The sequence below is a fragment of the Pseudoalteromonas sp. TB25 genome, from assembly GCF_000497995.1.
Classification (GTDB): domain Bacteria; phylum Pseudomonadota; class Gammaproteobacteria; order Enterobacterales; family Alteromonadaceae; genus Pseudoalteromonas; species Pseudoalteromonas distincta.
In genome coordinates, this window is record NZ_AUTI01000429.1 from 1 (window position 1) to 7,719 (window position 7,719).

At 39.1% G+C, this 7,719-nt stretch carries 8 protein-coding genes and 1 pseudogene; 5 read left to right on the forward strand and 4 right to left on the reverse strand.

Annotation, left to right across the window (positions count from 1 at the left end):
• Positions 1–173 (forward strand): fasciclin domain-containing protein (locus L652_RS0120925; RefSeq protein ID WP_029753174.1); only part of this gene is annotated, 173 nt, incomplete at its 5' end.
• An 81-nt stretch (positions 174–254) separates the two neighbouring features.
• Here the strand turns inward: L652_RS0120925 and L652_RS0120930 are convergent.
• The 3 genes from L652_RS0120930 to aceK all read right to left on the reverse strand — a co-directional run bounded on the left by L652_RS0120930 (position 255) and on the right by aceK (position 3,368).
• A complete protein-coding gene (locus L652_RS0120930) occupies positions 255–506 on the reverse strand; it encodes a DUF2999 family protein (protein WP_007582532.1) in 252 nt (83 codons plus the stop codon).
• 62 nt (positions 507–568) lie between these two features.
• Positions 569–1,531, reverse strand: a complete 963-nt coding sequence (locus L652_RS0120935) for a zinc-binding dehydrogenase (protein WP_024595341.1) — start codon at positions 1,529–1,531, stop codon at positions 569–571.
• 64 nt (positions 1,532–1,595) lie between these two features.
• Positions 1,596–3,368, reverse strand: coding sequence for a bifunctional isocitrate dehydrogenase kinase/phosphatase (gene aceK / locus L652_RS0120940; protein ID WP_024595340.1), 1,773 nt, complete (start codon positions 3,366–3,368; stop codon positions 1,596–1,598).
• Positions 3,369–3,748: 380 nt separating this feature from the next.
• Between aceK and L652_RS0120945 the strand changes: the two genes are divergently transcribed.
• The 3 genes from L652_RS0120945 to L652_RS0120955 all read left to right on the forward strand — a co-directional run bounded on the left by L652_RS0120945 (position 3,749) and on the right by L652_RS0120955 (position 5,819).
• Positions 3,749–4,696, forward strand: coding sequence for a LysR family transcriptional regulator (locus tag L652_RS0120945; protein ID WP_024595339.1), 948 nt, complete (start codon positions 3,749–3,751; stop codon positions 4,694–4,696).
• 73 nt (positions 4,697–4,769) lie between these two features.
• Positions 4,770–4,976 (forward strand): hypothetical protein, encoded by a 207-nt coding sequence (locus L652_RS0120950; RefSeq protein WP_007375422.1) that lies wholly within the window; start codon positions 4,770–4,772, stop codon positions 4,974–4,976.
• A 411-nt stretch (positions 4,977–5,387) separates the two neighbouring features.
• On the forward strand, positions 5,388–5,819 hold the full coding sequence (locus tag L652_RS0120955; RefSeq protein ID WP_024595338.1) for a hypothetical protein: 432 nt from the start codon (positions 5,388–5,390) through the stop codon (positions 5,817–5,819).
• Positions 5,820–5,831: 12 nt separating this feature from the next.
• Here L652_RS0120955 and icd read toward each other — a convergent pair whose 3' ends face one another.
• Positions 5,832–7,100, reverse strand: a complete 1,269-nt coding sequence (icd, locus tag L652_RS0120960) for an NADP-dependent isocitrate dehydrogenase (protein WP_024595337.1) — start codon at positions 7,098–7,100, stop codon at positions 5,832–5,834.
• 188 nt (positions 7,101–7,288) lie between these two features.
• Here icd and L652_RS0120965 point away from each other — a divergent pair.
• Positions 7,289–7,719 (forward strand): annotated as a pseudogene (locus L652_RS0120965) (hypothetical protein); the annotation flags it as partial.

Sequence of the window (7,719 nt, forward strand, 5' to 3'; positions counted from 1 at the left end):
CAGCCGATGTAATGAAGGTAGATAGTGCGAAAACACTACAAGGCCAATCAGTTATGGTTAAAGCCGACAGCATGGGCGTAATGATAAATGACGCTAAAGTTGTAAAAGCTGATGTAAAAGCAAGCAACGGCGTAATTCATGTTATCGACACAGTACTACTTCCAAAAGAGTAGTCATAAAAGAATAAGCCAACTAAAAAAGCATAAGTAAATACTTATGCTTTTTTATTTATTTTTGTTTCATGACATAACAAATTATTGATTTAGTTTTTCTTTCGCTTCTTTTACTTTTTCAAAATCTAAACCAAGTTCGTCAGTCGCTTCTTTAATAAGATGCGGTTGAGTCATCACGACTGCCATTAGTTGCTGTAGCTTTTCTGGCGGAATACCAAGCTCTTGAACAAGCGCCATTGCCATCATTGGGTTTTGAGTAAACGCTTCAAACAATGCTTTTACTTTTTCGTCGCTTACATTGTGCTCTTTAAGTATTGCTAGTATTGGATTCATTATTAAACCTTAAGTGTTTTTTATAGGGCTTAGTATATGGGCTAAACCCTAAAATTAAAGAGTTACTCTACAAGTAAAACCACTTTTCCTGCGTTTTCATTACGCTCTAAAATAGCATGGGCTTCGTTTGCGTCGCTCCAAGGCAATGTTTTATACAAGTTAAAGTCGTACTTTTTAGTGGCAATATCGTTGTAAAAACGCGCTACAAAGTCGTCGCGCACCTGACGTTTAAACTCAATACTACGATTTCTAAGCGTTGAGGCATGAAACGAAATACGCTTTTGTAAAAGCGCGGCAAAATCAACCTCTGCAAAACGTCCATCTAAAAATGCAAGCATTACAATTTGGCAATCCATGGCTGCAATAGCGGCATTTTTATTTAAGTAACTCCCCGAAACAGGATCTACAATTGCATTTGCTGTTAACTCATTTGCTTTCATATATTCTACAAAGTCGGTGGTTTTGTAGTTAATTGCATGATCGGCACCGAGTTCTTTTGCGTGTTGGCATTTATCATCCGTACCAGCGGTAATAACTACGGTAGCACCTGCGCTTTTAGCCATTTGAATTGCTGCACCGCCCACGCCACTAGCACCTGCATGAATAAGCGCTGTTTGCCCTTTTTGTAATTTACCAAGCTCAAATAACGCGCCAAATGCCGTTAAATACACTTCGCTTATTGCGGCGCCCTCAGCCATTGTTACATCATCGGGTAATTCCATAAGCTGTTTTGCATCAACTGCTACATATTCGCTATAAGCACCACCAGAGCACAATGTAAAAATACGCTTGTTTAGCCAGCTTTTATCTACATCTTTTCCAAGCTCAGTAACTGTACCCGCACATTCTAAACCTAAAATCGGGCTATCTCCCGCAGGGGCCGGGTATTTACCTTGGCGCTGCATACTGTCTGCACGGTTTACACCTATTGCTGCAACTTTAACAAGTACCTCATGGCTCTTTAAAACCGGCTTTTCGGTTTCACTAAATGCAAGATTGCCATCTTCATGAGAAATATATTTCATTGTTGCTCCAAGTTTAAAAACTGTAATAACATATAGATGGGGATGAACACAGATTCAAACAACCTCAAAAGCGCCAACTTTGTTTATAAGGATAAACATCGGGTAGATAACCATTATGAACTTGTTGCTGACAATCCTGCCAGAACGTCGCTAAAAACAAGTTACTGTGCTCATTATTAAAATAGTTAAACGCAATATCGTTGGCACTAAAAAACACCTTAAATTGGCTCGGAAATATATCGTTTTCAGCTATATCAAAATACGAGTTACTACTTAGCTCTTCGAGTGCATTTTGGGTTTGTGGAACGTCTCTAAAGTTGCAATCGGTTAGTGGGCAAATTTCGTCAAAATCGTAAAACACCACTCGCCCCCATCGCGTTACGCCAAAGTTTTTCATTAGCATGTCGCCCGGAAATATATTAGCGCCCGCTAACTCTTTAATTGCTTTACCGTAGTCATGCATCACGCTCTCTAAGGTTTTGTTATCGCATTGGTTAATATATAAATTAAGCGGGGTCATTTTACGCTCAACATAAACGTGCTTTAAAATGAGTGCCTTACCCGATATAACCATACTGCTACCAATTTGGTTTTTCATCTGCTCAAGCAATTCATCACTAAAACGGCTTAAATCAAACGCTAAATATCTAAATTCGTGTGTGTCTACCAAACGCCCAACCCTATCGGCTTGTTTTACAAAGTTATACTTGTCTATCACTTGTGCTTTGGTGGCTGTTTTTGGCGCACTAAATTTGTCTTTAATTACTTTATAAACGTAATCTAGCCCTTCAATAGTAAATACCAGCATTACCATACCTGGCGTCCCTGGTGCTGTGACATACTTGAAGTTGGCTGGGCTATTTTTAGTCGTATCGACCTTATACCGATAAAACTCAGTTTTGGCGTGCTTTATAAAACCAATGGCGTTAAATAACTCAAAGCGTTGTTTGTGTGGCATTAACACACTTAAGTAATCTACATAACGAGCGGGCTTATCGGTATCAACCATAAAATAGGTGCGTGCAAAGCCAAATAATAAACTTAATTGATCGGCGCCCATCATTACAGCATCAAGCTTTAGTCCCTCATCGGTATTTAAAATAGCGATAGCAAAAGGCATATTGTCGCCATTTTTAGCAATGCAGCGCCCAATTAAATAACAGGCTTTGTTTCTAAAAAATAATGAGTTGGCGTATTCAATATAACCGTCGTTTAAATTTATAAGTTCGTACACCTGTTTGCATTGCTGCTTAGCGCCTTGCATTAACGTACTTTGTAATGTGGCTACATCAAGTTCTAAATGACTAAACGGCACTCTAAATACTTGATTAGTGATAAGCGTTTTAACGGCGTTATTAAACCCATTATTTAGCGATACCCTGCTCACTAAGCTTTCATAAGAGCGTGGCTCACTACGATACTTTGCTTTTAATACAAACAAATGCACAGTACGAATTTTTTTATCGTCCCAAATTGCGCCAAACGTTGAATTAAAAAAAGTATGCGCAATAGGTTTGTTTTCGTGATTTTGTACCATATCGCCGTAAATATTTTTAGCTAACTGCCACGTTTGCGGGCAAGTAAGCTCAGCATAAGCAATAACTCTCACGGCTTCACTCACGTTTTTCACTTCGCGCTCATACACTTGTAAACGTTCACGCATAGCACTTTGCACACTATGGTACTGTCGTTGTTCAAAACGGCTTTGTGCACCCAGTGTAATATTTAAAAATTGCGAAAACATCGCCTCAAATCCAGCAAAAACAGATCGTGCAAGCTTACTGGCAATAACGTTTTGCAGCGTATTATTAGATTGATGTGTTAGCCTATTTTGCATAAATACAGCACTTATATTGATGCCAGTTATGGCGGTTATTTTTATTAATTGTTTACACCTTAGCAAGCAGGCTTTAATTTAGATAATTAATAAACCATATAAATAGAATTTATTGGGCGTATTGACCTTTCGAGGTTAATTTTGCAGCCGTGTATTTGGTTTATAAGCAAGGCAAAGTACATGTAGTGTGGTGGCTCCCCATAAATGTACTTTAACGCTGCATAAAGGCCAAATACACACTGCCCATAGGGTTCTTTCTAGGGACGATTAACTCTTTGTTGCTCGATTTTTACTTAGCCCACTAGGTGGCAAACCTCGCGCCGCGATTAAATCGCCCCTAGATTGAACAAATTTCAACCCTGAAAGGCCAACACGCCCATATGAATATAAGAAATGTCGATCTTAACCTTCTCGTTTATTTAAATGTGTTAATAGATGAAAAAAGTGTGTCGAAAGCTGCAAATAAACTCGCGCTTACGCAACCGGCTATGAGTAACGCATTAAAACGTTTGCGCGATTTATTTGATGACCCGCTACTTGTTCGTGCTGCAGGCTCTATGACGCCAACGGCAAAGGCACTTGCGTTAAAGCCTGAAGTTGAGGCGCTCTTAAAAATGGCCGAAGCTATTACGCAGCCTAGTGAGCAATTTAACCCTACAACGGCTGAAGTTACGTTTAGAATAATGGCAAACGACTACATAGAGTCGACCTTAATAGCCCCTTTTATAACTGCGCAGCTTAGTAAAAATCCCGGTATTAATTTTGATGTATTAAGTCCAAGCGACGTAAACCTGCAAGACATGGAAAAAGGCACTATAGATTTAGCAATAAATCGCTTTAATGGTTTGCCACGCTCGTTTCATCAAGCCAGTGTATGGCGAGATAACTACTGTTGTTTAACGCATCCTAAAAATACATTTTTACAACAATCAGGGTTAGACGACTACTTAAAAAAAGAGCATATTTGGGTAAACCGTGCAGGCTGGGGGCCTGAGGCCGCAGTTACTAATAAGTCAGGAAAGCAAAAATTAGGCTGGGTAGACGAAGCCCTTTGGCAACTAGAACAAACCCGCAAAATACGTGTTTTTACTCGCCACTACATGGTTGCAAGCCTGCTTTGCCAATCAGAGCAACTTATTGCCACCCTACCGCGCAGGCAGGCTAAATTGTTAACCTCCCATACTGATTTAGTAATCAGCCCTGTGCCATTTCAAATAGTCCCTATTGAGGTAAAAATGATATGGAGCCCGCTACTACACCATGCGCCTGCACACCAATGGTTAAGGCGTGAATTATTAGCGTTTGCTAAAACGATTGCAGACAGATAATTAAATATAGACATGCTGTGCTATGAGTTTCAAACAAGCTCGGTTTTAGACAATAACTTCAAATGGAGTAAAAATGGATAGTGCATCAATAATTGCGTGGAGTGTTTTGTTTGGAGGCATAGGTATTGGCTACCTTACTTACGGGCGAAGAAAAAAAGCCGTAGTACCGCTTTGTATTGGTTTGTCGCTATTGGTATTTCCGTATTTTATGAGCAGTGTTAGCATGCTGTTGATTGTAGGCGCTATTTTAGTGGCTATTCCCTACTTTATTAAAATTTAATATTACTATTGTTACGGCTAAATAAAATACACGAGAAAATAAAAAAGCGCCGTGGTATTCAACTTTGGGAAAATACCATGGCGCTTTTGGAAATCGTCGATATAGGAGTCTACCTACAGAGTATAGTTAGCAAGCTTAGTACCAACTTCATAAAATAATTAAAATTCAATAAAAACAATTAACTAAGCATCCAACTTAACTCATCAACTAATCCCCTTGTTCCAGTTTTGTGCACGTTTTTACCGCTCTGCACCAAATTAATTAGTATAATTTAGGTATGTTTTCTATTTTTTATTTAGTTTTAAAACTTACTATTGATGAAATCAATGTCAGCTATTGAAAACAACAATTTCATTAATAATACACTTAGCGCTAGAGTGAAGTTAAGCCAACAAACTAAGAGTAATAATTATGACAACATCAAGCTTCACACAACAAGACGGGTTATTTATTGATGCTAATTTACATCAGTTTATTGAAGAGCAGTTATGCACAAAAGCTGACACCACTGAAACTTACCAAGCATTAGCTACTTTAGTTGATGAGTTTGGTTGTAAATGCCGTAAAACAAAGCACCAACCAAATGATGTATTAGAAGTGGATACATTGCTAAACGCATACCAACTTAAAAACCACCCACTTTGCCATGTTGATGCACAAACGACAGAAGCCGTTTTAGACGAATATTGCTGCCAGGTTCCTGCAATTATTGTTGTTGCGTTAATGGATACGCTTAGTGGTACGCAGTGCGATGAACCTCAAGCACATGAGATTTACCATCGTGCAGCGCAGTTAACCAACCGCCCTTGCATGCACAGAGTAAAAACTGCCTCAGCAGCTTAATAATGAATGTGTTTAAAAGTGCTCGATAACCTTCTTTGCAAAGCTAGTACAAGTTAAGGTTGTCGAGTTATGAATACTTGAGTTATCGCTCTGCTCTTGCGCTAAATCAAAGGTTACTTCACCGCTTTTAAATGTTTGCTCTAACGCATTTTCTATTAGTAATGCGGCCTCGTCCCATCCCATAAATTTAAGCATTAATACCGCACTTAAAATACTACTGCTGGGGTTTGCTTTATTTTGCCCTGCTATACGTTCAAACGTGCCGTGTGTAGGCTCAAAAAATGCGACATCGTTATTTAAATTTGCAGCAGGCATTATGCCAACACCGCCAACTTGTGCGCTCAGCATATCCGCTAAAAAGTCACCATTTTGATTAGTCGTCACCACTACATCAAATTGCTCTGGGTGCATTAAACATTGCTGCAGCATGTTGTCGGCTATAACTTCTTTAATAATTAGAGGTGCTTGATTTACTCGCTCTATTTGCAGCCAACGCCCATTTTCATGTGCAGTGGCATTAAATTCGCTTTGTGCAAGTGCATACCCCCAACGCTTAAATGCCCCATCGGTAAATTTAAGTACATTACCTTTGTGTACTAGCGTTAATGATTCACTATCGTTTTTAAGTGCATAGTTAATGGCAAAGCGCATTAGTCGCTCAGAGCCTTCTTTAGATATATTTTTAATACCAATACCGCATTCTTGCGAAAACCTTAAGCGGGTTACGCCCATTTCCTCACATAAAAAATCGAGCATTTTTTCGCTTTCTACACTCCCTGCTTGCCACTCAATACCTGAGTACACGTCTTCGCTGCTATCACGAAGCACTGTTATGTTTGTTAAAAAAGGATTTTTTAAAGGAGAAGGAAGTGCACTAAAGCCTTTTATAGTGCGCATATTTACAAACAAATCCATTTCTTGCCTGAGTGCAACATTAAGCGATCTAAAGCCACCACCCAGTGGTGTGGTTAGCGGCCCTTTTATGGCAATTTTACAGGCACGTACCGCGTTAATTGTTTCTTGCGGGAACCAATCACCGTCATACAGCTTTGCGGCCTGCTCGCCATTATAAACTTGCATCCAATGAATTTTCCGTGCGCTTTTATAACAATGCTCAATTGCACTATCAACAACGTGGCGCATTACCGGCATAACATCTAGCCCCACGCCATCGCCATCAATAAAAGCAATAATAGGTTCTAACGGTATTTGCCAGTGTCCTTGTGCATCAATAGTGATATTTTGGCCGTGCTCAGGAACTTGAATATGCTGATACGTCATGGCTAAAACCTAACTTAAAATAACGATTAATTGATTAAACCATGCTTAGCTAGGAGTGTCTGTATTTGTACTTTTATAGTTACTATCATTTTAAAAAATAAAGAATTAGGCGTGATTATTTATCCATTTAGTTGGTCTTGTATATTAAGCCTGGCGTACCAGTTATTAAATTACAGTGGAGCATTTTAATGAAATTCTTTTTTGTACTGCTACTATTAATCAGCTCTTTTAACGCATTAACCGTTGAAGTAGTCATACATAACCTTAGCTCGCTCTCAAGTAATGCTCAAAATACGGTGTCTATATGGGTTAATCAAAGTGTTGAAAAAACACAAAATACACTGGGTCCTTTAAAACAAACCACATTGCCTATTTATTTAAAACCGCAATACTTTGCTTTTGAGCCTGTACCGTGGGCTACAGTTAAGCGCAATAACCCCGATGGGCTTGAACTACATATAGATCGCTATGCCAGTTTAAATGCATTCACTAAAGATTGGACGCTATACCATGAACTTTCGCATTTATATTTGCCGCTACTTCCCTACTCCGGTTTTTGGCTTAGCGAGGGTTTTGCCAGTTATATGCAAAACGTAATAATGCGTGACAGCGGTATAAT